At 56.6% G+C, this 2,228-nt stretch carries 2 protein-coding genes; both read left to right on the top strand.

Going from position 1 to position 2,228, the window contains the following annotated elements; translation table 11 throughout:
* Window positions 1-129: 129 nt before the first annotated feature.
* Window positions 130-1,032: a CDF family cation-efflux transporter FieF gene (fieF, locus tag HMPREF9538_RS15320; protein WP_002882907.1), complete on the top strand. Its 903-nt coding sequence runs from the start codon at window positions 130-132 to the stop codon at window positions 1,030-1,032.
* A gap of 196 nt (window positions 1,033-1,228) precedes the next feature.
* Entirely contained in the window at window positions 1,229-2,191 is a 963-nt protein-coding gene (gene pfkA / locus HMPREF9538_RS15325; RefSeq protein ID WP_002882911.1) for a 6-phosphofructokinase, read from the top strand.
* The last annotated feature ends 37 nt before the right edge of the window (window positions 2,192-2,228 follow it).

Genomic DNA, 2,228 nt, shown 5'->3' with positions numbered 1-2,228 from the left:
CCCCCCCCCCCCCCGAGGGGGGGGGGGGGGTTTTTTTTGCCCTTTTTACGGTAAATCAACTCCTTCGCCTATCCCGTGAGCGTCACAAGTTCGGGTTATACTAAGCGCATTGCAGGAGAAGGAGCCTATATGAATCAATCTTATGGCCGGTTGGTCAGTCGCGCCGCTATCGCCGCGACGGCTATGGCCTCCGCGTTACTTTTGATCAAAATTTTTGCGTGGTGGTATACCGGTTCTGTCAGTATTCTGGCTGCGCTGGTGGATTCGCTGGTGGACATTGCCGCCTCGCTGACCAACCTGCTGGTGGTTCGCTATTCGCTACAGCCTGCTGATGAAGAACATACCTTTGGTCATGGCAAAGCGGAGTCGCTGGCGGCGCTGGCGCAAAGCATGTTTATCTCCGGCTCGGCGCTGTTCCTGTTTCTCACCGGCATTCAGCACCTGGTGCGTCCGGAGCCGCTGCAGGCCGCCGGCGTCGGGGTCGTCGTCACATTGATCGCCCTCGTTAGTACGCTGGCGCTGGTGACTTTCCAGCGCTGGGTGGTGCGAAAAACCCAGAGCCAGGCGGTGCGGGCGGATATGCTTCATTATCAGTCTGATGTTATGATGAACGGCGCCATTCTGGTGGCGCTGGGCCTATCCTGGTACGGCTGGCATCGCGCCGACGCGTTGTTTGCCCTGGGGATTGGCATCTATATTTTATATAGCGCGCTGCGGATGGGCTATGAGGCGGTTCAGTCACTACTCGACCGCGCCTTGCCTGACGAGGAGCGTCAGGACATTATCACCATCGTGACCGCATGGCCCGGCATCCGCGGGGCGCACGATCTACGAACGCGGCAGTCAGGGCCGACCCGCTTTATTCAGATTCATTTGGAAATGGAAGATAACCTCCCGCTGGTGCAAGCCCACGTGATTGCAGACCAGGTGGAGCAGGCGATTCTGCGCCGTTTCCCGGGGTCCGATGTCATTATCCATCAGGATCCCAGCTCTGTGGTGCCAGCGGCGCAGCAGGGCTTTTTTGAGCGTTAGGTTATAGTCTGTAAACTCGATGTAAAAATGTGGGGCAGATCGGCATTTTTTGTATAAATTACCGCCGTTTGGTCTGACCTGAATCAATTCAGCTTGAGGCGTTTGATATACTATTGTCATTAGCGTCGTGCACTCCTGGTGAGGGAGCGCTTCAGGCAACAGAATTATTTTTTGCTTCCTAAGTTCAGAGGTAGTCATGATTAAGAAAATCGGTGTGTTGACAAGTGGCGGTGATGCGCCGGGCATGAACGCAGCAATTCGTGGCGTTGTGCGCGCGGCATTAACGGAAGGTCTGGAAGTTTTTGGAATCTATGACGGTTACCTCGGATTGTATGAAGACCGTATGGTTCAGCTCGACCGTTACAGCGTTTCCGACATGATCAACCGCGGCGGTACCTTCCTGGGCTCCGCTCGCTTCCCGGAATTCCGCGAAGAACACATCCGCGCTGTGGCTATCGAAAACATGAAGAAGCGCGGCCTGGACGCGCTGGTGGTTATCGGCGGTGACGGTTCCTATATGGGGGCGATGCGCCTGACCGAGATGGGCTTCCCATGCATCGGCCTGCCGGGCACTATCGACAACGATATCAAAGGCACTGACTACACCATCGGCTTCTTTACTGCCCTGAGCACCGTGGTGGAAGCGATTGACCGTTTGCGCGACACCTCCTCTTCGCACCAGCGTATCTCCGTGGTGGAAGTGATGGGCCGTTACTGTGGCGACCTGACCCTGGCGGCGGCGATTGCCGGCGGCTGTGAGTTTATCATGGTGCCTGAAGTGGAATATACCCGTGACGATCTGGTGGCAGAAATCAAAGCCGGTATCGCGAAAGGGAAAAAACACGCTATCGTGGCCATCACCGAGCACATGTGCGACGTTGACGAGCTGGCAAGCTACATCGAGAAAGAGACTGGCCGTGAAACTCGCGCCACCGTCCTCGGCCACATTCAGCGCGGCGGTTCCCCGGTTCCTTACGACCGCATCCTGGCTTCCCGCATGGGCGCCTATGCGATTGAGCTGCTGCTGCAGGGCCATGGCGGCCGTTGCGTCGGCATCCAGAACGAGAAGCTGGTGCACCACGACATCATCGATGCCATCGAGAACATGAAGCGTCCGTTCAAGAACGACTGGCTGGATTGCGCGAAGAAACTGTACTAAGTTACGCGCCGGATAAACAAAAGGCCTTCTCATGGAG

Source organism: Klebsiella sp. MS 92-3, from assembly GCF_000195655.1.
GTDB lineage: Bacteria > Pseudomonadota > Gammaproteobacteria > Enterobacterales > Enterobacteriaceae > Klebsiella > Klebsiella pneumoniae.
Note: the sequence above shows the minus strand (reverse complement) of the source record. Positions and strands in the feature narration are given on the sequence as shown.

Bases quoted from the DNA above. Each gene is read 5' to 3' on its own strand.
- pfkA (WP_002882911.1), top strand. From the start codon at position 1,229: ATGATTAAGAAAATCGGTGTGTTGACAAGTGGCGGTGATGCGCCGGGC.
- fieF (WP_002882907.1), top strand. From the start codon at position 130: ATGAATCAATCTTATGGCCGGTTGGTCAGTCGCGCCGCTATCGCCGCG.